Raw genomic sequence first — 22,451 nt, forward strand, 5'->3', positions numbered from 1 at the left:
CCGGGCGCGAAGCCGATACGAGCGAGCCGACCGGTGAGCGCGACACGAGCGGCGAAAAACGCGACAGCGAGCGCGCCAGGAAACGCGACGATAAAAACAACGGCAGTTGTGTCAAGCGAGAGACCAAGCGGGAGCCCAGGCGGTTGAGGGACAAGGAGATCGGCAACGTCGTAGAGGGTCAACGGAACATGCCCGAAATTCTATCACCCTGCGGTTGAGCCCTTTTGCATTTATGGCAAAATGCCCCGCTCCAGCAACCTGGTCGCAGCGCGCACGCCCGGCGTGCCCCGACGTGCCACGTGGCCCTCATGTGCCGCCCACGTCCGGTCAGCGCGCGGCCTCCGAACTGAGTCCGCAGGAACACCAAGACCTTATGACGGAAACCGTAGCACTCAAGATCGTACAGCGCATCGCCGCCGAACTGTCCGTCCAGCCGCGCCAGGTCGCGGCCGCGGTGCAACTTCTCGACGAAGGAGCGACTGTTCCGTTCATCGCCCGCTACCGTAAGGAAGTGACCGACAATCTCGACGACACGCAATTGCGTAACCTCGAGGAACGCCTGCTGTATCTGCGCGAGCTGGAAGACCGGCGCGCCGCGATCATCGCCAGCATCGACGAACAGGGCAAGCTCACGGACGAACTGCGCGCCGCGATCGAAGGCGCCGACAGCAAGCAGGTGCTGGAAGACCTGTATCTCCCGTACAAGCCGAAGCGCCGCACGCGCGCGCAGATCGCCCGCGAAGCCGGTCTGCAGCCGCTCGCCGACGCGCTTCTCGCCAATCCCCTGCTCGACCCGCAAACCGAAGCCGCCGCCTACGTGGACGCCGAGAAAGGTGTCGCCGACGTGAAGGCCGCGCTCGACGGCGCGCGCGACATTCTCTCGGAGCAGTTCGGCGAAACGGCCGAGTTGCTCGGCAAGCTGCGCGACTACCTGTTCAACCAGGGCGTGGTGTCGTCGAAAGTGGTGGAAGGCAAGGAAAACGCCGAAGAAGAGAAGTTCCGCGATTACTACGACTACTCGGAAACCATCCGGACCGTGCCGTCGCATCGCGCGCTGGCGCTGTTCCGCGGCCGCAATGCGGGCGTGCTGATGGTCAAGCTGGGCTTGGGCGAGGAACTCGACGCGCAGGTGCCGCATCCGGGCGAAGCGCTGATCGCGCGCCACTTCGGCATCGCGAATCAGAACCGTCCGGCCGACAAGTGGCTCTCCGACGTGTGCCGCTGGTGCTGGCGCGTGAAGGTGCAGCCGCATATCGAAAACGAGCTGCTGACCAATCTGCGCGACGAGGCCGAGCACGAAGCAATCCGCGTGTTCGCGCGCAATCTGAAAGACTTGCTGCTGGCCGCGCCCGCCGGACCGAAGGCCGTGATCGGCCTCGATCCGGGCATGCGCACCGGCGTGAAAGTCGCGGTGGTCGATCGGACCGGCAAGGTGCTCACCACCGACGTGATTTATCCGCACGAACCGCGCCGCGACTGGGACGGCTCGATCGCGAAACTCGCGCGCATCTGCGCGCAGACACAGGCTGAACTGATCAGCATCGGCAACGGCACGGCGTCGCGCGAAACGGACAAGCTCGCGAGCGAACTGATCGCGCGTCATCCGGAATTCAAGCTGCAGAAGATCGTCGTGTCCGAAGCCGGCGCGTCGGTGTACTCGGCGTCGGAGCTCGCGGCGAAGGAATTCCCCGACATGGACGTGTCGCTACGCGGCGCCGTGTCGATTGCGCGCCGTCTGCAGGATCCGCTCGCGGAACTGGTGAAGATCGAACCGAAGGCGATCGGCGTCGGCCAGTATCAGCACGACGTGAACCAGCGCGAACTGGCCCGTTCGCTCGACGCGGTGGTGGAAGACTGCGTGAACGCCGTCGGCGTGGATGCGAATACCGCGTCCGTCGCCCTGCTCGCCCGCGTGTCGGGTCTGAACGCCACGCTGGCGCGCAATATCGTCGACTATCGCGATGCGAACGGCCCGTTCCCGTCGCGCGAACATCTGCGCAAGGTGCCGCGTCTGGGCGACAAGACGTTCGAACAGGCAGCCGGCTTCCTGCGCATCAACAACGGTGAGAATCCGCTCGACCGTTCGTCGGTTCACCCGGAAGCGTATCCGGTCGTCGAACGCATGCTCGCGAAAATCAGCAAGCATGTCGGCGAAGTGCTGGGCAATCGGGATGCGTTGCGCGGCTTGTCGCCCGCGGAATTCGTCGACGATCGTTTCGGCCTGCCGACCGTGCGCGACATTCTGCTCGAACTCGAAAAGCCGGGCCGCGACCCGCGTCCCGAATTCAAGACCGCGACGTTCCGTGAAGGTGTCGAAAAGGTCAGCGATCTGACGCCGGGCATGGTGCTCGAAGGCGTGGTGACGAACGTGGCCGCGTTCGGCGCATTCATCGACATCGGCGTGCATCAGGACGGTCTGGTGCACGTGTCGGCCATGTCCACGAAGTTCATCAAGGATCCGCATGAAGTCGTCAAGGCCGGCCAGATCGTCAAGGTGAAGGTGCTGGAAGTCGACGTGAAGCGCCAGCGTATCGCGCTGACCATGCGGATGGACGACGAAGTCGGTGTAGCCGCGGCACGCAGCGGTGGCGGCGCCCAGCAGGAGCGTGGCGGCGCGGGCCGCTCGGGCGGCGGTGGACGCGGCGCGCCGCAACAGCGTTCGCGCGAGCCGGAACCGGGCGGCGCGATGGCGGCTGCCTTCGCCAAGCTCAAGCAGAAGTAAGCTCGCCGCGCCTGGCGCGCGATTCGCTCACGCGCCAGTTGCGCTGGTTGCCCTTGCCGGGCATGACATAGTGCGCGCTCACTCGGTCAGCCAGTAAAAAAGCCCACGCAAAAAATTTCCGCGTGGGCTTTTTTTTACGCCCTCCGCAAGGGGACGTTGGCGAATCAGCAGCGACTATCAGATCTCGATCTTCGTCCCCAACTCCACCACCCGGTTGGCCGGAATACTGAAGAAGTCCGTCGGCTTCGCGGCGTTCTGGTGCATCCACGCGAACACCCGTTCGCGCCACACCGACATGCCCGGCAATTGCGTCGGCACCACCGTTTCGCGCGCGAGGAAGAACGACGTGTCCATCAATTCGAAAGTCATGTCATGCGTGCGGCCGACTTCGAGCAGGACCGCCTTCACGTCCGGCGTTTCGTTGAACCCGTAGGCCGCCTTGACGAGATACAGACCGCCGTCGATATCCTTCACCGTCACACGCTCTGCGTCGTTCACGTATGGAATATCGCGCGTCACGAAGGTCAGGAAAATGGTGCGCTCATGCAGCACCTTGTTGTGCTTCAGATTGTGCAGCAGGCTCACCGGCACGAGCGAATCGCTGCCGGTCAGATAGATCGCGGTACCCGACACGCGGTGCGGCGGATGCGCGAGCAGCCCTTGCAGGAACGGCATGAGCGGAATACCGTCGGCCGCCGTGCGTTCCTTGACAATCATGCGGCCCTTGTACCAGGTCATCAGCAGGAAGAACAGCAACGCGCCGATGCCGAGCGGCAGCCAGCCTCCCTCCTCGACCTTCAGCAGATTGGCGCCGAAAAAGCCCAGATCGACCGTCATGAATACGCCGATGATCAGCGCCACCAGCAGCTTGTTCCAGTTCCACACTTTCACCATCACGACGCAGGCGAGAATCGTGGTGATCACCATGGTGGCCGTCACCGCGATACCGTATGCGGCCGCGAGATTGTCCGAACTCTTGAAGGCGATCACGATGCACAGAATGATGAACAGCAGCATCCAGTTCACCACCGGCACATAGATCTGGCCGATCGCCAGTTCCGACGTGTGCAGAATCTTCATGCGCGGCACGTAGCCGAGCTGGATTGCCTGGCTCGTCAGCGAATAGGCGCCGGAAATCACCGCCTGCGAGGCGATCACCGTCGCGACGGTGGACAGCACGACGAGCGGCAGCAACGCCCAGTCCGGCGCGAGCAGGAAGAACGGATTTTCGATGGCTTTCGGATCGTGCATCAGCAGCGCGCCCTGGCCGAAGTAGTTCAGCACCAGCGACGGCATCACCAGCACGTACCACGCCATGCGGATCGGCTTCGCGCCGAAGTGGCCCATGTCGGCGTACAGCGCTTCGGCGCCGGTCAGCACCAGCACGACCGAGCCGAGCACGACGTAGGCCTGCAGCACGTGCGCAGCCATGAAGGTGTAAGCGTAGTACGGGTTGAGCGCGCGGATCACGTTCGGCGACTGCAGGATGTGCCACAGGCCGAGCGCCGCGAGCACCACGAACCACAACACCATGATCGGACCGAACAGGCGGCCGACCATGGCCGTGCCATGCCGTTGAATCCAGAACAGCAGGATGAGGATCACGATCGTGAGCGGCAGCACCAGATGCGACAGATGTGGTGCGGCGATCTCCAGACCTTCGACCGCCGAGATCACCGAAATGGCCGGTGTAATCACCGCGTCGCCGTAGAACATGCAGGCGCCGAAAATGCCCAGCATCATCAGCAAGCCCGCCATCTTCGACTTCCCGTCGAGCGAGCGCAACGCCAGCGCCATCAGCGCGAGAACGCCGCCCTCACCGTTATTGTCCGCGCGCATCACGAACAAAACATATTTGACGCCGACTACGATCACGATCGCCCAGAACAGCAGCGAGATCACGCCAAGAATGGATTGATCGGTCAGCGGAATGCCGTGCGATGGGCTGAAGGCTTCTTTCAGCGAGTACAACGGGCTCGTGCCGATATCGCCGAATACCACTCCAATCGCAGCAATGGCGAGGGAAGGCAGAGGCTGTTTGTGCTCGTGATTGTTATCTGTCATAAACGCGAGAAAATCCGTTCCCTGGGCGGGAAAAACGATCGCTATTCTAAACTGCCCATCTGGCACCGCCCGGCTTGTTGTGGATACACCACGTGATGGTCCGCGCAGTGTAGCACCGCGATATGAGCGCGTCTGCTGCGCAAGCCGTATTGTCCACATCGCCGATGCGCGGTTTGCGAGGCGCACGCGCACAGTGCGCAAACAAAAAAACGGAGCCCATTGGGCTCCGTTTTGCGAGACTACGCGGGATACGACGCAACAGGTTCGGCGCCGAAGTGTACATCACGCCCCCGACGACTCCTGCGCTTGTGCCGTGCCGCGCTTGATCCACGCGCCGAGGTTATGCGGACGCACCGTGTCCCATTCCTCGAACGGTTGATGGATCCACGGATTGGTGGGCAGATACTGCACGTGGTAGTCGGGCTTCACCTTCGAGCAGCCCTTGTACCAGAGCACCGCCGAACGCACCGCGGTGATCGCCGGATAACGTTCTTTCAGATGCTGCTGAACACGCGCGAGCGTCACGCCCGAATCGACCAGGTCGTCGACCAGCAGCACATTGCCGTGCAACTCGCCGCGCGTCATGGTGATGTATTGCGCGATGTCGAGTTCGCCCTGCTCCGTGCCGGCCGCCTCACGATACGAACTCGTGGCAAGAATCGCCAGCGGCAGATCGTAAATGCGCGAGAGCTGATCGCCGACACGCAAACCGCCGCGCGCAAGGCACAGGATCTTGTCGAATTTCCAGCCCGACTCGTGCACCTGCAACGCCAGCAGTTCGATCAACCGGTGATACTCGTCCCAGCCGACCCAGAGGTTCTTGTCGTCGTTGCGCGGATCTTTCATCGCAATCATGGGTACACCTTGCACCATGTTTAAACCTTGAACGGATGACGAAGCAGGATGGTTTCATCGCGATCCGGACCGGTCGACACCATGTCGATCGGAATGCCCGCAACCTCCTGCACACGCGACAGATACGCGCGCGCATTCGCCGGCAGCTTGTCCCATTCCTTGATGCCAACCGTGCTTTCCTTCCAGCCCGCGAAGGTTTCGTACACCGGCTCGCAACGCGCGACTTCCGACGCGCCACGCGGCAGCAGGTCGACTTGCTTGCCGTCCACCGTGTAGCCGACGCACAGCTTCACTTCGTCCAGACCGTCGAGCACGTCGAGCTTGGTCATGCACAGACCCGATACGCCGTTGATCTGGATCGAGCGGCGCAGTGCAGCGGCGTCGAGCCAGCCGGTGCGGCGCGGACGGCCGGTGACCGAGCCGAATTCCTTGCCGACCGTGGCCAGTTCGAGGCCGATCGCTTCCTGACGGGCGGCGTTATCCGCGTCGTACAGTTCGCTCGGGAACGGGCCCGAGCCGACGCGCGTGCAGTACGCCTTGGTGATGCCGAGAATGTAGTTCAGCTTTTGCGGACCGACACCCGCGCCCGCCGTGGCCGCACCGGCCACGCAGTTGCTCGATGTGACGAACGGATACGTGCCGTGGTCGATGTCGAGCAGCGTGCCTTGCGCGCCTTCGAACAGCAGGTTGCTGCCGGCCGCGTTGACGTCGTACAGACGGCGCGACACGTCGGTCACCATCGGCTTCAGACGGTCGGCATAGCTGAGCATCGTGTCGAGCGTTTGCTGGAAGTCGACCGCGGCGACGCCCAGATATTGCGTCAACACGAAGTTGTGATAGTCGAGGTTTTCACGCAGACGTTCGGCAAAAGTCTCGGGCTCGAACAGATCCTGCACGCGCAAACCGCGGCGTGCCACCTTGTCTTCGTAAGCCGGGCCGATGCCGCGGCCGGTCGTGCCGATCTTGCCCGCGCCACGGCGCGCTTCGCGGCCCTGGTCGATGGCGATGTGATACGGCAGGATCAGCGTGGTGGCTTCGGAAATGAAGAGGCGATTCTGGACATCGATCCCGGCGGCTTCGAGCTCGCCGATTTCCTTGAACAGCGCTTCCGGCGACAACACGACGCCATTGCCGATGTAGCACGCGACGCCGGGATGCATGATGCCCGACGGAATCAGGCGCAAGATGGTTTTCTTGCCGCCGATGATAAGCGTGTGGCCGGCATTGTGACCGCCCTGGAAGCGAACGACGCCTTGAGCGTGGTCCGTCAGCCAGTCGACGATCTTGCCCTTGCCTTCATCACCCCATTGGGTTCCCACGACGACGACGTTACGCCCGGGGTTCACATTCACTGCGCTGGCAGACATGTTGTTTCGTAAGCTGGTTAAAAACGTATTCTACCTATGTTCGCGGAACCTTCCGAATTTTTCCGTTTCCGCTCAACGGTATGCACGTTATGGTGGGTATAGCGAAAGTGGCGCGGCCAACGGCCGCGCCGTGCTTCGGCGACACGTTCGGCGCCGTCTGACATGCCATGAGGATCGCCCTCTGGCGGGTCTGCCGGAACGCGCTCAGGCGCGCGGTTCGACGACCCAGTTACCGCTGCGTTCGACCAGCACGCGGTCGAACGCGAATTCATCGAGATCGTGTTCGTGGCCAGGCAGCGCCTGAATCACCACCTCGCCGGCATCGCGCAACGCGGCCACGCTCACGCGCAATGCCTCGTCGTGCTGCCACGGCGCGAGAATCGCGCTGCTGCGCGCTTCGACCGGCGAAATCCGCGCCACTTCGCGCAGATCGAGCGAAAAGCCGGTTGCCGCCCGCGCGCGGCCATACGCTTGACCCACGTGGTCGTAACGGCCGCCCCGCGCCACCGCATTCGGTACGCCGTCCACATACGCCGAGAACATCACGCCGCTGTGGTACGCATAGCCGCGCAGATCGGCGAGATCGATCATGACTTCGGCGCCGTCCACCTGGCTCGCGAGGAACGCGAGGTCGTCGAGCGCGCGGGCAATGGCCGGCATATTGGGCAAGCGTGCGCGGGCTTCGTCGAGCACTGAAGCGTCGCCGTACAACGTGGGCAGCGCGCGCAACGCGTCGCGAATCGCCGGCGTGAGGTTGGCCGTCAGTTCGACGAGGCGCGGCACGTCCTTGCCCGCGAGCGCGTCGTAGAGCGACTGGCCGAGTTCGGCCGCTGCCGGTTCGGCTTCGATCAGCGCGGCGAGCACGCCCGCATGGCACAGATCGAGGCGCACTTTCGCAAGGCCGGCCAGACGCAGCGCGTCGAGCATCAGTTGCTGGATTTCCAGGTCCGCTTCGAGGCCGGCGTGGCCGTAGATTTCCGCGCCGATCTGAATCTGCTCGCGCGTGGCGTGCAGGCCGCGCGGACGCGTATGCGCGACGTTGCCCGCGTAGCAAAGACGCGTCACGCCCTGGCGATTCAACAAATGTGCGTCGATCCGCGCGACCTGCGGCGTAATGTCCGCGCGCAGACCGAGCGTGCGTCCGGACAGCTGATCGACGAGCTTGAAGGTGCGCAGATTCAGATCGTGTCCGCCGCCGGTGAGCAGCGACTCGATATATTCGAGCAACGGCGGCATGACCATCTCGTAGCCATACGAACGGAAACGGTCCAGCAGATGGCGCCGCAATTCTTCGATCTTGCGGGCTTCCGACGGCAGCACGTCGGCAATATTCTCGGGAAGTAACCAGGTCGACATCGATACAGTCCTACGACGTTGAACACGGCGGCTGGGTGCGCCGGTAAGTGAGTGTGAATGGCGGGCGGCGGCTCGATTTTGGCGGCTACCGCGGGCGTTCGGGCCGCTTGCGAAGAGCGCTTCCGACGATTGTCCGCAGGCGTTGCAGTTGTAGTTGCTTTGCGCGCCGTTCGGGAACCAACCGCCGGCAGTGGCCGCCGTTTGCAGTTGGCCTCAAGCCTTCGCGCACCATCAGGCTGGCACCAAAAGAGATCCCTTCAGGTCACGATAAACAGCAGGATCAGCCCGAGCACCATCACGATCAGGCCGCCCACGCGAATCTGATGCGGCGGCCGTTCCGCTATTTTACGGAACGTGTCGCGCCAGGCGCTCGGAAAAACGAAGGGAAACATCCCTTCAATAATCAGCATCAACGCGATCGCGAGCAATAACGAGCCGGCTATATCCATGCGAATGAAGGGGCCGCGATGCGGATGCCGCGGCGTTCCGGTTTCCGGTTATCAGTGTTTGCGTGGGACCGCGGGAGCGTCCGGGGCGGCGCCGCCGGTCGGGCTACGCATGAAGCGGAAGAACTCGTTGCTCGGGTCGACCACGATCACGTCGCCCGGCTTGAAGGTGTTCCTATACGCCTGCATGCTTTGATAGAACTGATAGAACTGCGGGTCGGTGCCGTACGCCTCGGCGGCGATTTCCGCAGCCTTCGCATCGCCCTCGCCCTTGATGGTTTGCGCCTGACGATAACCGTCCGCGAGAATTGCCTGTTGCTGGCCGAGCGCGTCCTGCCTGATCTTGTCGGCCTCGGCCGTGCCCTTCGCGCGCTCGTCGGCCGCGACCTGCTGACGCGCGGCGATCATCCGCTTGTAGACGGAGTCCGCCATCGACGCGGGGAAGTCGACACGCGTCAACTGCACGTCGACCACCGACACGCCGAGCGATGCCGCAGCCTTGTCCATCGCGGCGCGCGCTTCGTCGGCGACGGCCTGCTGGCGGGCCAGCGCGTCGGACAGCGTGACCTTCGCGAACGCATCGCCGAGCGCGCTGCGCGACAGCAAGGCGAGCCGGTCCGGCAAGCTCTGCGCATCGCCTCTGGTTTCGGCAAGCAGCTTCAGCGGATCGGTCACGCGATATTTGACGACCGGGTTGGCCAGCAGATCGGTTTTATCGGACGTCATGTAGCGGTCTTCGTCCGGTGCATCGAGCGACTGGATGCGGTTATCGACCAGCGTGACCGTTTGCAACGGCGGCGGCAGTTTGACGTGCAGCCCGGGGCCGAGCAGGCTCGGCGCCTTGTCGCCATGCGACGACAGCACGGCCAGATGACGCTGATCGACGACGAACACCATCGACGAAGCGGCAAACAGCACGATGACGACAGCCACGACGAGCGCAATGATCCTGTTCATGATGTGCGCTCCTTATTGAACGTCGTCTTCGCGCATACGGCTGCGGAAGGAGTCGCGTGAGCGCAGCGCGTCGCTGCTGGCTGCGGCCTGGCTGGCGGGCGCGGCAACTGCTGCCGGCGCGGAAGCAGCGGCGCCGGTTGCGGAGGCAGACGGCGTGGCCGAAGGCAATGCGGCACCGCTCGCCGCTTGCGGCGCGGCAGCAGCCACGGCGCCCGAGGCGGCGGCCGCGTCGGTCACCCGCTGACGGGTCTGTTCGACCAGCTTGTCGAGCGGCAGATACAGCACATTGTTGCCGCTCTTGCTGTCCACAAACACCTTGGTCGTATTCGAATAGATCTGCTGCATGGTTTCCAGATACATGCGCTCGCGAATCACAGCGGGCGCTTTCGAGTACTGCGCGTAGACCTGCTTGAAGCGCTCGGCGTCGCCCTGCGCCTGGGCGACCGTCTTGTCGCTGTACGTTTTGGCTTCGTCGATCTGGCGAGCCACGTCGGCTTGCGCGCGCGGCAACAGATCCGCGGCATAGGCCTCGGCATCGCGTTTCGCGCGCTCGTTTTCCTGACGGACTTTCGCGGCGTCGTCGAACGCGGCTTGCACCTGGTCGGGCGCCTGCACACCCTGGATCGTCACACCGGTCACGGCGAGTCCGGACTGGTATTCATCCAGGGATTGCTGGATCGCCGCCATCAGCTGCTGGCGAATTGTTTCGCGATCCTGATAGAGAATGTCATTGCTGCTGCGCGCGCCGACGATGCTGCGCACCGCCGCCTGAGCGGCCTGCGTCACGCCCTGATCGGGATCGACGCTGCGGAACAGGTAGTCGGTCGGCTTCCTCACCTGGTATTGCACCGCGAAGCGCACGTCGACGATGTCCGCGTCGTGTGTGAGCATCGACGCGTCTTTCACGTTCGCGACTCGCACCACGTTATTGCGGCCAATCTCCACCTGGCGGATCTGGCCGATATTGACGAGCTCATGCGCTTCGAACGGATATGGCAAACGCCAGTGCACACCCTGCCCGGCCGTGTAGCGATATTTGCCGAATTGCATCACGACGCCGGCCTGGCCGTCCTGCACGACGAACACGCCGCTGCCGAGATAAATGGCCAGCAGCACACCGATCACAATGCCAACGCCGATGCGCGCACCCCGACCGTTGTCCGGCCGGCCGCCACCCGCGCCGCCGCCCTTGCGGCCGAACACGCGGCTCAAACGGCGGTTGAAATCGCGCCACATCTCGTCGAGATCGGGCGGGCCTTCACCGTCCTTGCTCGGCGGACGCCTGGGCTCGTTTGGACGTTGCCGGTCGCCATTGCCGTCCCCCCGGCCCCAGCGCGGATCGTTCAGTGAAAGCATGGCGCGCATGCGCAGCCAGATACTCCGCTCGTTGTAATCGTTCACCTGTGTTCGTTCACCAGAGTAGACAGCGGGTCAGTGCAATTGGAACGGGTCAATGCCCGAGTTCTGGAACCTTGCGGTCGTCGCGTGGTGCCGCCGACCGGTCTTCTTCCGAAAGATCGACCAGCGTTTCGGGAAGAGGTTCGGCAGTAGCGATTTCAGCGATGGCAGCGCGCAGTGTGTCCAGCCCCTGCCCTGTGCGCGCGCTCAAAAAGACGCGCGAAATATTACCATACTCGTCCCGCTCGACCGCGTCCCCACGGGCTGCCAACTCCGGCACCGCGTCGATCTTGTTGAAGACCAGCACCTGCCGGATGGTGTCCGCACCGATTGCGTGCAACACCTCGTTCACCTGATCGATCTGATCGAGCCGCACCGCGCTCGACGCATCGACCACGTGCAGCAGCAGGTCGGCGTGAATGGTTTCTTCAAGCGTGGCGCGAAATGCCGCCACCAGTTGGTGAGGCAGTTCGCGAATGAAACCGACCGTATCGGACACCACGACCTGCCCCGCTTCGTCGCCGAGATAGACGCGCCGCGAGGTCGTATCCAGCGTCGCAAACAACTGGTCGGCGGCGTACGCCTGAGCCTTGGTGAGCGCGTTGAACAGCGTGGATTTACCCGCGTTCGTGTAACCGACGAGCGACACGGACATGGTCTGATTGCGGCTGCGCGCACGACGCTGCGTGCCGTGCTGACGGCGCAATTTCTCGAGCCGCGTCTTAAGCGCCTTGATGCGCTCGCCGATCAAACGGCGGTCGGTTTCGAGCTGCGTTTCACCCGGGCCGCGCAAACCGATACCGCCTTTTTGCCGCTCCAGGTGAGTCCATGCGCGGATTAGTCGCGTGGAAAGGTACTGCAACTGCGCGAGTTCCACCTGCAGTTTGCCTTCATGGCTGCGGGCGCGTTGCGCAAAAATGTCGAGGATCAGACTGGTGCGATCGATCACGCGCCGGTTAAGCGCCTGCTCCAGATTGCGCTGCTGCGCAGGCGCCAGAGCATGATTGAAAATGACGAGTTCGATGTCGTTCGCCTCACACGCAAGACGCAGTTCTTCGGCCTTGCCGCTGCCGACGAACATCTTGGCATCGGGGCTGGACCGGCGCCCGGTGAGGGTGACCAGGGGATTCGCGCCCGCGCTTTGCGCGAGCAGGCTGAGTTCTTCGAGACTGGCTTCGAAATCGATCTTACCGAAGTCGATGCCGACAAGCGCTGCATTGATCAAATTGGAGGATATCAAAATGAGGCGGCCGGGAGTAATCGCCAACGGGCGACGTTACGCCGGCCGCGACGAGGGTTAGGACTGTTCGGAATCCGGGTGGAAATTCACCGGACGGGCTGGCACGACAGTCGAGATTGCGTGCTTGTAGACCATCTGGGTGACCGTATTCCGGAGCAACACGACGTACTGGTCGAACGATTCGATGTTCCCTTGAAGCTTGATGCCGTTGACCAGATAGATCGACACCGGCACATGCTCTTTACGCAGTGCGTTCAAAAACGGGTCTTGTAACAATTGCCCTTTGTTGCTCATAGCAAACTCCGTATTTTTTTGCAGGTTGACTTAATTGACGACGAAGAAAAAGAGATCCGCCGTCAACCGCTACACTATAGCCGATTTTCATTTTTGCGCGAGGCACCTGGCCAGGCGGCCAAAGCCAGTGCGCATGCGGGTTTCAGCCTGGATTTAGCCTTTATCCGCGTAAGGGTTCGTCGACGATCTGAACTCTATTCGCAATGGAGTCCCAGTCAGCTTGAAAGTTTCCCGGAAGCGGTTTTCGAGGTAGCGTTTGTAGGTTTCGGTGATCGCGTCGAGCGCGTTGCCGTGAATCACGATGATCGGCGGATTCTGTCCACCCTGGTGCGCGTAACGCAGTTTCGGGCGCACCGGACCGCGGCGGCGCGGCTGCTGGAACTCGACGGCATCGATCAGCGCGCGCGTGAGCTTCGGCGTCGGCAGCTTGGCCATGGCGGCGGCGTAGGCGTCGTCGACCGAGCGCATCAACGGGCCGATTCCGGTTTTTTCCGCGGCGGAAATGAAATGGAATTTGGCGAAGTCGAGAAATTTTAGTTTGCGCTCGAGGTCCGCCTTGGTGCGCTCGCGCACATGCGGATCGAGCCCGTCCCATTTGTTCACGCCCACCACCAGCGCGCGCCCCTGCTCCACTACGAAGCCGGCGATGTGCGCGTCCTGTTCTGAAATATCCTGGCGCGCGTCGAGCAGCAGGATCACGACGTTCGCGTCGGAGATCGACTGCAGCGTTTTCACCACCGAGAATTTCTCGATCGCTTCGAACACTTTGCCGCGGCGGCGCAGGCCGGCTGTATCGATCAGCGTGTATGGCTTGCCGCCGCGCTCGAAATCGACGTAGATCGAATCCCGCGTGGTGCCGGGCATGTCGAACGCGATCACGCGCTCTTCACCCACCAGCGCGTTGATCAACGTCGACTTGCCGACATTCGGCCGGCCGACGATCGCAATCTTCACGCCGCGTGCGGCTTTCTCGTCGTCGTTTTCTTCAGGCTGGCCGGCATAGGCGACTTCGAGCGCCTCGTTGATCATTTCCGTGACGCCGTCGCCGTGCGCCGCGGAAATCGCGCGCGGGTCGCCGAGTCCGAGTTCGTAGAAATCGGCGGCGACCGTGCTGTACTTCATGCCCTCCGCCTTGTTGACGACGAGGAAAATCGGCCGGCCGACCTTGCGCAGATAGTCCGCGATCGACTTGTCCTGCGGCGCGAGGCCATTGCGCCCGTCGACGATGAACACGACAATGTCCGATTCCTCGACCGCCTGGCGGGTTTGACGCGCCATTTCGTGCAGGATGCCGTCTTTGGCGACCGGCTCGAAACCGCCTGTATCGACGACCAGATACGGCCGCTCGCCGGTGCGCCCTTCGCCGTAGTGGCGATCGCGGGTGAGACCGGGCAGGTCGGCAACCAGCGCGTCACGCGAGCGCGTGAGCCGGTTGAACAGCGTGGATTTCCCCACATTGGGGCGCCCAACGAGGGCAATAACGGGTTTCATCAGATGTTGTTCACGGTGAAACGCGGGATCGAAATCGACCGTCCGCGTAGCGACGCCATGCGGCCGCTACACGGCAGCGTTTGACGAAAATTATCACGAATTCGGCCAGCTCCGGATGTGCTGTCAATATGCGCACCGGAGTGGACGGGGGTTTGGCTGTATGGGGCGGTGCAAGGGGCCGCCAGGTTCAGTCTCCCTGCTCGACGACTCGCACGCCAGTTCGAATACGATTCTCCGCGGTATTTGCGAAGATGCCGTCGATGATGGCGCCGCAAGCAGCCACCGATGGCCACGTAGCCCGTGTGCCATATCTGATCCGACTTGCCGGACCAGCCAGTCCGGCGTAATTCTTCTACTTACTCTGCCTTGCAACCAACTCTTCTGAAACGCGTGCGGCCGGCAAAGCCGGCCTGCACGCCAGACGGCGATTGGCCTCGCGCGATCAGCGCGGGCGGTAGCCGTACAGGTCGCCGTCGTGCGTCAGCACCACCAGCGTCTCGCCGGCCAGCACCGGCGCGGCGGTAATCGGGCTGCCGTCGGTCTTCACGCGGGCGACGAGCGTACCGTCGTCGCGGGACAGGAAGTGGACGTAACCCTGGTAGTCGCCCAGCACCGCAGCGTGACCCAGAATGAACGGCACGCTCAGGTCGCGGTTCTTCAGCTTGTCGTTCTTCCACAGCGGCGCGCCGCTGGCGACGTCGAACGCCGACACCACCGACCAGTCGTCCGCCGCGACCACGGCGCGGTCATCCTGCGCCAGACCGCTCGTGCTCGAAAACGCTTTTTCCCACACCGCGCGGCCCGAGTTCGCGTCGAAACAGCCAATCTGACCCTGGAACGTCACTGCGCAGGTTTCCGAACCGACCAGCGTGGGCGGACCGGTCACGTCGTTGATACGCTCCACTTCCGTCACGCCCTTCGGATAGGACACCGGCGTTTGCCAGTAGTTGTCGCCCGTCTGCAGGTTGATCGCGGCGAACGCGCCGCCCGGGAAACCGGCCAGCACGGCTGCGTCGCCCGCGAACGTCATGCCCGACGAGACGCGCAGATTGAGCGGCACCGCGCGGTTGCGGTAGTTCCAGCGCTGCTCGCCGGTTTGTGCATTGAACGCGACGATCTGGCCGTCGACCGTACGCACCACCACGAGGCCATTGCCGACGAGCGGCGGCGAAATGATCTCGCCCGGCGCCTTGGCAGTCCACAACTGCTTGCCGTCCGCGCCGAGCACGTAGACGTCGCCCTTCAGGCCACCGACCGCCGTGAGCGTGCCGTCGCTGCCGACACCCGCCGAGAGGTCGTCATGCAGCTTGATGCGCCAGATGTCCTGACCGGTTTGCGCATCGATCTTCGCAACCGAACCGTTCGCGCCAGCCGCGTACACCGCGTTGCCGACCGCCACCGGCGAAAACAGGTAACGGCCTGCCTTGCCGACGCTCGCCTTCCAGGCCTGCTGCACGTCGAGCACGGGTTTGAACTCGGTGAGCGGCGTCGGCACGCGGCGCTCGTCTTTCGTGGATGAGCAAGCCGCCATGGTGAGGACGGTCATCGCACAGGCAACGGGCACAGCGTAACGTTTCAGCAGATTCATCGGTGGACGAAGCATTCAGGAAATTAGTTAAAAGAGACCAACTGGTCGTTACATGCGGCGCTAATTATGGCGCTTACATGCGGCAATCAGCCGCCCAGCGCGTCCAGCTTGAACTGAATCAACTGGCGTGCCGAACTATCGTTTTTCGACAGCGAGTCGAGCGCGAGCTTGTAGGCCGCGCGCGCATCGTCACGCTTGCCTTGAGCGGCGAGCAGATCGCCGCGGCCGTTCGCCACGATGCCTTTGAACGCGTCGGATTGCGGTTCGGCGAGCAGCGCAAGACCCTGGTCGTAAGCCTTGTCGTCGAGCAGCAGCGAAGCGAGACGCAGTTTCGCAATCTGCTTGAACTCGTCATCTTTTGCGTGATCGATGGTCCATTGCAGTTGCGCCTTCGCGGCGGCTTCGTCGCCCGCGGCGTACAGCGCCTTGGCGGCGCCCAACGCGGTCATCTGCGCATACGCGGTGCGGCTGAACCTGTCTTCCATGTCGGCGGCGACGCGCGTGATCTTTGCCTTGTCGCCCGATGCCACGGCTTGCTGCACCTGGTCATACAGCACGGCGGCTTCCGCCGCCTCGCGCCGCTGCCAGAAATTCCAGCCGTTCCAGCCGGCCGCGGCCACCAGCGCCACCAGCACGATCCATGTGGTTGCATTACCCCACTGCGTCCACCATGCCTTCAGACTTTCAATCGATTCTTGTTCGTCGTGGTAACTCATTGCCCGGCGATTTCCTCTTTCTTGCTACATGTGCGCGTCGAGTCCGATTGAAAACCAACCGGCTCGACGACATCGCGATCAGTCGTCGCCGTCTTCGGCGGTTGCAACCATCGCATTGATTAGAAATTCGGTCAAGTCTTCGGCGGGCACGTTGTGTTGCTCGTTTTTACCGCCGTTAGCATTCGTATCGCGCAGCGGCTTCACGCCGACCGTGCCGTTGGCGATTTCGTCTTCACCGAGCACCACCGCGAAGGCCGCGCCGCTTGCATCCGCACGCTTCATCTGCGATTTGAAGCTGGCCGTCTGACCGTCTGCACTGCAATGCAGGATGACGTCGAGGCCCGTGTCGCGCAAACGCTCGGCGATGATGAAGGCCTGTTCGCGCGCCGCGTCGCCCTGGTGGACCACGTACACGTCGCAACCTTCGTCTTCCGGCACGAGTTGCTCTTCTTTTAGCAATTCGAGAATCCGCTCGATGCCCATTGCCCAGCCGCATGCTGCCGTGGGCTTGCCGCCGAGCTGTTCGATCAGCGGATCGTAACGGCCGCCGGCCGCGACGGTGCCTTGCGCGCCGAGCTTGTCCGTCACCCATTCGAACACGGTCAGATTGTAATAATCGAGACCGCGCACGAGACGCGGATTGATCGTGAACGGAATATTGTTCGCCTTCAGAATGCGCTGCAAACCGTCGAAGTGCGCGCGCGATTCTTCGCCGAGAAAATCGATCAGCTTCGGCGCGTTCTGCGCGACTTCCTGCATGGCCGGATTCTTCGTATCGAGCACGCGCAGCGGGTTCGTGTAGAGACGACGCTTCGCTTCTTCGTCGAGTACGTCCATGTGCTTTTCGAGGTGCGCGATCAGTTCGACACGATGCGCCGCGCGTTCGTGCGCGAGACCCAGCGAGTTGATTTCGAGCTTGATGCCCATCAGGCCGAGGTCGTCCCACAGGCGCTGGCACATCATGATGATTTCAGCGTCGGCGTCCGGACCGGCAAAGCCCAGCGCTTCCACGCCGACCTGATGGAACTGGCGATAACGGCCGCGCTGCGGACGCTCGTGACGGAACATCGGGCCGATGTACCACAGGCGCTTCGGACCGTCGTACAGCATGTTGTGTTCGATCGCCGCGCGCACCACCGCTGCCGTATTTTCCGGGCGCATGGTCAGATTTTCACCATTGAGCGCGTCGGTAAAGCTATACATCTCTTTCTCGACGATGTCGGTCACTTCACCGATACCGCGCTTGAACAACTGCGTATGCTCGATGATCGGCGTACGAATATTCTGGTATCCGTACGAACGCAGCATCGACTTGACGGTGGTTTCGAAAAATTCCCACAACCCGGCTTCCTGCGGAAGGATGTCGTTCATGCCCTTCACGCCGGACAGCTTTTCGAGCTTTTTCTTCTGTTCAGTCATCTGTCTTTCGATAGCCGATATTTAATTGAGCGCGTCGGCGCGGCCGTAGCGGCGCTCGACGTAGTCACTCACGATTTGCTGGAATTCTTGCGCAATGTTCTCGCCGCGCAGCGTCTTCACCTTTTCGCCGTCGATGAACACCGGCGCGGCAGGATTCTCACCCGAACCCGGCAAGCTGATGCCGATGTTGGCCTGCTTCGACTCGCCCGGACCGTTGACGATGCAACCCATCACCGCGACGTGCATCTTCTCGACGCCAGGATACTGATCGCGCCACACCGGCATCTGCGTGCGCAGATAGGTCTGGATCTGCGACGCCAGTTCCTGGAACAGCGTGCTGGTGGTACGGCCGCAACCCGGACACGCGATCACCATCGGCGTGAACGAGCGCAGACCCATGGTCTGCAGGATTTCCTGGCCGACGATCACCTCGCCGGTGCGCGATCCGCCCGGTTCCGGCGTAAGCGAAATACGGATCGTGTCGCCGATGCCCTGCTGCAGCAACACGGACAATGCCGCGGTCGATGCCACGATGCCTTTCGAGCCCATGCCTGCTTCGGTCAAGCCGAGATGCAGCGCGAAATCGCAACGGCGCGCGAGTTCACGGTACACGGCGATCAGATCCTGCACGCCGCTAACCTTGCACGACAGAATGATCTGGTTGCGCGACAGACCGAGTTCGACCGCTCGCTCCGCCGAGCCGATCGCCGACTGGATGAGCGCTTCGTACATCACGCTTTGCGCTTCCCACGGCGTGGAACGCGCGGCGTTCTCGTCCATCATCTTTGCGAGCAGATCCTGATCCAGACTGCCCCAGTTGACGCCGATACGCACCGGTTTATCGTATTTGGCCGCGGCTTCGACCATCTGCGCGAACTGCGTGTCGCGCTTCGCGCCGTGGCCCACGTTGCCCGGGTTGATCCGGTACTTGGACAACGCCTCCGCGCAGGCGGGGTAATCGCGCAACAACAAATGGCCGTTGTAATGGAAGTCGCCGACGAGCGGCACCGACACGCCCATGCGGTCGAGCTGCTCGCGCACGGCCGGCACGGCCGCAGCCGCTTCCGGCGTGTTCACCGTGATACGCACCAGTTCCGAGCCGGCCTGCGCCAGCTCCTTGATCTGGATTGCGGTGCCAATGGCGTCCGCGGTATCCGTGTTGGTCATGGACTGGACGCGCACGGGCGCGTCGCCACCGATCGTGACGAGCTGGCCGCCCCAGCGGACGTCGACCGCGTGCGACTTGCGCCGCGCGGCCTGGCCGCCGAACACCGGCTCGTTGGAAACGATCTTGCTACTGGATTGGGATTGAGCTTCGGAATGCATCGAAAAACCCATTTACGCCGCATGCGCCACTCAAGAGACGTAGCGCCTGAATTGAAAAAGCGCCGCGGACCGGTTGGCCGCGGCGCATACCGTATCTGTCAAGGCAGCGCAAAGCGCGCCACATTACCTTTGGCCGCCGCATATTTCGACGGATCGACCGGCTGGCCGTCGAGCGTCAGCGATTCAAGACCGGCCTTGTTGCCAACCGTGATCCTGAACGGCGCCACACCCGTTACTTCTTTGGTATCGCCTGCGTGCACAAGGCCGGAGAACACTTCCTTGCCATCCTGTCCACGCACGCTGAACCAGCTGTCCTGCGTCACGCGCAATGCGACGATTGCCTCACCGGCAGCCGGCGCCACCGTTGCCGCCGACGCACCCGCGACCACCGCCGCCGGCGCACTTGCGCCCGGCGCTGTGGCAGCTGGGGCCTGCGACCCGGCCTTGGGCGCGGCCGCTGCCGCCGTAACCGCCGGCGCCGGCGCCGACGACGGCGTCGTGCCAGTGGCAAGCGGCGCAGGCATCAGCGTGGCCGATGCTGCATTCTCTGCTGCCACCTGCGCGTCCGGCGTGGACGCGGCCTCGTCCGCCGTTGCTTCGGAACCCGCCGCTTGACCTTGCGCCACCGCGCCCGATGCGCCGGTCGCGCCACCAGCGGCACCATTCGCACTCGCTTTCAGCCGCGCAAGCCACGCCGACGAATCGCCGCCGTTGGTATGCCACATGCCCAGCGCGATCACCGCGACGATCACCGCCGCCACGCCCCACAACCACGAGCGGCTCTTTTGCCCGCTGCCGCCCAGCGAAAGCGACACCCGGCCACGCGGCAAATCCTTACCCGACGACGCCGGCATCGACAGATCCGGCGCGGCCACGCCTTTCTCGCGCCGCAATGCCGCCGTGAACGGCGTGGGATCGGCGCCGAGCATCTTCGCGTAACTGCGCACCACACCCAGTGCGAAAGTGGTGTCCGGCAAGTGGCTGATGTCGCCCGATTCGAGCGCGCGCAACTTGATGGCGGACACTTTCAGACGCGCCGATACGTCCTCGATTGTCCAGCCTTTCGATTCACGCAATTGGGTCAAGCGCGCGCCAACCGCCGCCAACGAATCCATGCCCGGCTGCACAACGGGCTGCACCACCGCCCGTGCAACCGGCGCCGGATGGCCTTCGTTCGTGTCTGTGTCCTGCGGCTGCGGGTGCTGCGGCTCACTCATCCCAAATCCTTTCGCGTCGATTCTTTTTCACTTGTGCAACCCGGACGGGCTCAAGCCTCACGTCCAAATCGCAGACCGTTTATAACAAAATGCGCGGCCTTGTGCGCCGCTTCCGATCGCTTCTGCAAACTTTCTTTTCAATCGACACCGATACGGCAGGTCTTCGCGCGTTCGCAGAGCTTCTTCGAACACCGGCACCCTACCGTCCCGCACGATTACACGGCGCGAACCTCGATAATCTTCGCCGCCTTCCCGGTGCGCTCAGCGAGGCGAGTGCGGTCCTTCACCGCACCGGCCAACTGACCGCAGGCAGCGTCGATATCATCGCCGCGTGTTTTACGCACCGTGGTGACGACGCCCGCGTCCATCAACACTTGTGCAAACCGCTTGATCTGTTCCGGTTTCGAGCGGATGAGGCCCGATTCGGGGAACGGATTGAACGGAATCAGGTTGAACTTGCACGGCACGTCGCGCGTTACCGCCAGCAACTCGCGCGCTTGCGCTTCGCTGTCGTTCACGCCGTCGAGCATGCAATATTCAAACGTAATGAAGTCGCGCGGCGCGACCTTCAGATAGCGCTGGCAAGCCGCCATCAATTCGCGCAGCGGGTACTTTTTGTTCAACGGCACCAGCATGTCACGCAATGGATCGCTAGGGGCATGCAAGGATACCGCGAGCGCCACGGGCAGATCGGCGCCGAGCCGGTCCATCATAGGCACGACACCCGAAGTGGACAGCGTGACACGGCGGCGCGACAAACCATACGCGTTGTCGTCGAGCATCAGGCGCATGGCCGGCACGACCGCATCGTAATTGAGCAGCGGCTCGCCCATGCCCATCATCACGACATTCGTGACGACGCGCTCGCCCTTGCCGTCACCACCCGTGGCGCGGCCGCCGTCCACGCCGCGCGACGCGCGCAGCGCGAACTCGGCCATACGCAACTGACCGATGATTTCGCCGGTGGTGAGATTGCGAGAAAAACCCTGTTTGCCGGTCGAACAGAAACGGCAATTGACCGCACACCCGGCCTGCGACGATACACACAGCGTGCCGCGCGTTTCTTCGGGAATGTAGACGGTTTCAACCGCGTTGCTGTTGCCGACATCGATCAGCCACTTGCGTGTGCCGTCGGTCGAAATATGGTCGCTGACGATGCCCGGCATCGAGATCGTGGCGCGCCCCTTGAGCTTTTCGCGCAAGGACTTCGCCAGATCGGTCATGCCGTCGAAGTCGGCAGCGTTGTATTGGTGAATCCAGCGCTGCAATTGCTTGGCGCGAAACGGTTTCTCGCCCAGGCTGTCGCAGTAGGCGACAAGCCCTTGGGCGTCGAGGTCGAGAAGGTTGACGGTGGGACTGCTCGTCATATCGAATCCTGCCATTTCAGTGCGAGACTACGTTCATGCAACAAGCTGCATGAACGCCATGCCGTTCGCGCCCATTCCTGCTGCTTTTACCTTACTACTTTGCCGGGCGATTCGTGCGATAAATCCAGTCGGCGGCACGAATCCGGCATGGCAAGTCCTGCTTAACGCGAGTAGACGTTCACTTGCGGGAAGAAGAACGCGATTTCAACTGCAGCCGTTTCAGGCGCGTCGGAACCGTGCACTGCGTTCGCGTCGATGCTGTCTGCGAAGTCGGCGCGGATCGTGCCCTTTTCCGCCTTCTTCGGGTCCGTTGCACCCATCAGATCACGGTGCTTCAGGATGGCGTTTTCGCCCTCCAGCGCTTGCACGACAACCGGGCCCGAGATCATGAAATCGACCAGGTCCTTGAAGAACGGACGTGCAGCGTGCACAGCGTAGAACTTCTCCGCGTCGGCGCGCGACAGGTGAACCATGCGCGATGCCACGATCTTCAGACCAGCGTTCTCGAAACGGGTGTAGATCTGGCCGATCACGTTCTTGGCCACTGCGTCCGGCTTGATAATGGACAGGGTGCGTTCGATCGCCATAAAAACTCCAAAAAATTAAGAGGTTACAGATTCAAATGAAT

At 62.7% G+C, this 22,451-nt stretch carries 18 protein-coding genes; 1 reads left to right on the forward strand and 17 read right to left on the reverse strand.

Going from position 1 to position 22,451, the window contains the following annotated elements:
* Positions 1 to 373: 373 nt before the first annotated feature.
* On the forward strand, positions 374 to 2,722 hold the full coding sequence (locus NE850_RS01095; RefSeq protein ID WP_035518025.1) for a Tex family protein: 2,349 nt from the start codon (positions 374 to 376) through the stop codon (positions 2,720 to 2,722).
* 177 nt (positions 2,723 to 2,899) lie between these two features.
* Here the strand turns inward: NE850_RS01095 and NE850_RS01100 are convergent, their stop codons facing one another.
* The 17 genes from NE850_RS01100 to ndk form a co-directional block, all read right to left on the reverse strand.
* Positions 2,900 to 4,786 carry a potassium transporter Kup gene (locus NE850_RS01100; RefSeq protein ID WP_007181358.1) on the reverse strand — a complete coding sequence of 629 codons (1,887 nt, stop codon included), beginning with the start codon at positions 4,784 to 4,786 and terminating at the stop codon, positions 2,900 to 2,902.
* 282 nt (positions 4,787 to 5,068) lie between these two features.
* Positions 5,069 to 5,659: a phosphoribosyltransferase gene (locus NE850_RS01105; protein WP_007181357.1), complete on the reverse strand. Its 591-nt coding sequence runs from the start codon at positions 5,657 to 5,659 to the stop codon at positions 5,069 to 5,071.
* 2 nt (positions 5,660 to 5,661) lie between these two features.
* Positions 5,662 to 7,008: an adenylosuccinate synthase gene (locus tag NE850_RS01110; protein ID WP_007181356.1), complete on the reverse strand. Its 1,347-nt coding sequence runs from the start codon at positions 7,006 to 7,008 to the stop codon at positions 5,662 to 5,664.
* 204 nt (positions 7,009 to 7,212) lie between these two features.
* Complete coding sequence (locus NE850_RS01115; RefSeq protein ID WP_007181355.1) at positions 7,213 to 8,364, reverse strand: ATP phosphoribosyltransferase regulatory subunit; 1,152 nt, start codon at positions 8,362 to 8,364, stop codon at positions 7,213 to 7,215.
* A 257-nt stretch (positions 8,365 to 8,621) separates the two neighbouring features.
* Positions 8,622 to 8,813 carry a DUF2065 domain-containing protein gene (locus NE850_RS01120; protein ID WP_007181354.1) on the reverse strand — a complete coding sequence of 64 codons (192 nt, stop codon included), beginning with the start codon at positions 8,811 to 8,813 and terminating at the stop codon, positions 8,622 to 8,624.
* A gap of 51 nt (positions 8,814 to 8,864) precedes the next feature.
* Entirely contained in the window at positions 8,865 to 9,767 is a 903-nt protein-coding gene (hflC, locus tag NE850_RS01125; RefSeq protein WP_007181353.1) for a protease modulator HflC, read from the reverse strand.
* Between the two features lie 12 nt (positions 9,768 to 9,779).
* On the reverse strand, positions 9,780 to 11,168 hold the full coding sequence (hflK, locus tag NE850_RS01130) for an FtsH protease activity modulator HflK (RefSeq protein WP_165186546.1): 1,389 nt from the start codon (positions 11,166 to 11,168) through the stop codon (positions 9,780 to 9,782).
* Between the two features lie 49 nt (positions 11,169 to 11,217).
* Positions 11,218 to 12,432: a GTPase HflX gene (gene hflX / locus NE850_RS01135; protein ID WP_007181351.1), complete on the reverse strand. Its 1,215-nt coding sequence runs from the start codon at positions 12,430 to 12,432 to the stop codon at positions 11,218 to 11,220.
* Between the two features lie 30 nt (positions 12,433 to 12,462).
* Positions 12,463 to 12,699 carry an RNA chaperone Hfq gene (gene hfq, locus NE850_RS01140; protein WP_006051315.1) on the reverse strand — a complete coding sequence of 79 codons (237 nt, stop codon included), beginning with the start codon at positions 12,697 to 12,699 and terminating at the stop codon, positions 12,463 to 12,465.
* 153 nt (positions 12,700 to 12,852) lie between these two features.
* Positions 12,853 to 14,190 carry a ribosome biogenesis GTPase Der gene (der, locus tag NE850_RS01145; protein ID WP_007181350.1) on the reverse strand — a complete coding sequence of 446 codons (1,338 nt, stop codon included), beginning with the start codon at positions 14,188 to 14,190 and terminating at the stop codon, positions 12,853 to 12,855.
* A 442-nt stretch (positions 14,191 to 14,632) separates the two neighbouring features.
* Positions 14,633 to 15,778, reverse strand: a complete 1,146-nt coding sequence (bamB, locus tag NE850_RS01150) for an outer membrane protein assembly factor BamB (RefSeq protein ID WP_007181349.1) — start codon at positions 15,776 to 15,778, stop codon at positions 14,633 to 14,635.
* An 86-nt stretch (positions 15,779 to 15,864) separates the two neighbouring features.
* On the reverse strand, positions 15,865 to 16,494 hold the full coding sequence (locus NE850_RS01155; RefSeq protein WP_007181348.1) for a tetratricopeptide repeat protein: 630 nt from the start codon (positions 16,492 to 16,494) through the stop codon (positions 15,865 to 15,867).
* A 78-nt stretch (positions 16,495 to 16,572) separates the two neighbouring features.
* Positions 16,573 to 17,913, reverse strand: a complete 1,341-nt coding sequence (hisS, locus tag NE850_RS01160; protein ID WP_165186549.1) for a histidine--tRNA ligase — start codon at positions 17,911 to 17,913, stop codon at positions 16,573 to 16,575.
* 21 nt (positions 17,914 to 17,934) lie between these two features.
* Positions 17,935 to 19,251: a flavodoxin-dependent (E)-4-hydroxy-3-methylbut-2-enyl-diphosphate synthase gene (gene ispG, locus NE850_RS01165; RefSeq protein WP_007181346.1), complete on the reverse strand. Its 1,317-nt coding sequence runs from the start codon at positions 19,249 to 19,251 to the stop codon at positions 17,935 to 17,937.
* A gap of 86 nt (positions 19,252 to 19,337) precedes the next feature.
* Positions 19,338 to 20,456, reverse strand: a complete 1,119-nt coding sequence (locus NE850_RS01170) for a helix-turn-helix domain-containing protein (protein ID WP_007181345.1) — start codon at positions 20,454 to 20,456, stop codon at positions 19,338 to 19,340.
* Positions 20,457 to 20,671: 215 nt separating this feature from the next.
* Positions 20,672 to 21,823, reverse strand: coding sequence for a 23S rRNA (adenine(2503)-C(2))-methyltransferase RlmN (gene rlmN, locus NE850_RS01175; protein ID WP_007181344.1), 1,152 nt, complete (start codon positions 21,821 to 21,823; stop codon positions 20,672 to 20,674).
* Positions 21,824 to 21,984: 161 nt separating this feature from the next.
* Positions 21,985 to 22,410, reverse strand: coding sequence for a nucleoside-diphosphate kinase (gene ndk, locus NE850_RS01180; RefSeq protein ID WP_007181343.1), 426 nt, complete (start codon positions 22,408 to 22,410; stop codon positions 21,985 to 21,987).
* Positions 22,411 to 22,451 lie beyond the last annotated feature (41 nt).

The sequence above is a fragment of the Paraburkholderia sp. USG1 genome, from assembly GCF_031570135.1.
Lineage (GTDB): Bacteria > Pseudomonadota > Gammaproteobacteria > Burkholderiales > Burkholderiaceae > Paraburkholderia > Paraburkholderia dioscoreae.